Origin of the sequence: Paenibacillus sp. A3M_27_13 (genome assembly GCF_024213315.1) — a bacterium.
Lineage (GTDB): Bacteria > Bacillota > Bacilli > Paenibacillales > Paenibacillaceae > Paenibacillus > Paenibacillus polymyxa_B.
Genome location: NZ_JANAVE010000025.1, coordinates 1 through 697 on the forward strand (window position 1 = coordinate 1; position 697 = coordinate 697).

At 54.1% G+C, this 697-nt stretch carries 1 rRNA gene; it reads right to left on the bottom strand.

Annotation, left to right across the window (positions count from 1 at the left end):
* Positions 1-697: ribosomal RNA gene (locus tag NLX82_RS27450) — 23S ribosomal RNA — on the bottom strand; the annotation flags it as partial.

Sequence of the window (697 nt, forward strand, 5' to 3'; positions counted from 1 at the left end):
ACGGCTCCCACCTATCCTGTACAGATCGTACCCAAATTCAATATCAAGCTGCAGTAAAGCTCCATGGGGTCTTTCCGTCTTGTCGCGGGTAACCTGCATCTTCACAGGTATTAAAATTTCACCGGATCTCTCGTTGAGACAGCGCCCAAGTCGTTACGCCATTCGTGCGGGTCAGAATTTACCTGACAAGGAATTTCGCTACCTTAGGACCGTTATAGTTACGGCCGCCGTTTACTGGGGCTTCGGTTCATAGCTTCGCCCGAAGGCTTACCACTCCCCTTAACCTTCCAGCACCGGGCAGGCGTCAGCCCGTATACTTCGCCTTGCGGCTTCGCACAGACCTGTGTTTTTGCTAAACAGTCGCTTGGGCCTTTTCACTGCGGCCCCCTCGGGCTATTCACCCTACCGAGGCACCCCTTCTCCCGAAGTTACGGGGTCATTTTGCCGAGTTCCTTAACGAGAGTTCTTCCGCGCGCCTTAGAATTCTCTTCTCGCCTACCTGTGTCGGTTTGCGGTACGGGCACCTTCTCCTGGCTAGAGGCTTTTCTTGGCAGTCTGAGATCATGACCTTCGCTACTACAATTTTCGCTCCCCATCACAGCCCAGCCTTACGATGTGCGGATTTGCCTACACACCAGCCTCACTGCTTAGACGGACATCCATCAGTCCGCGTCACTACCCTACTGCGTCACCCCAT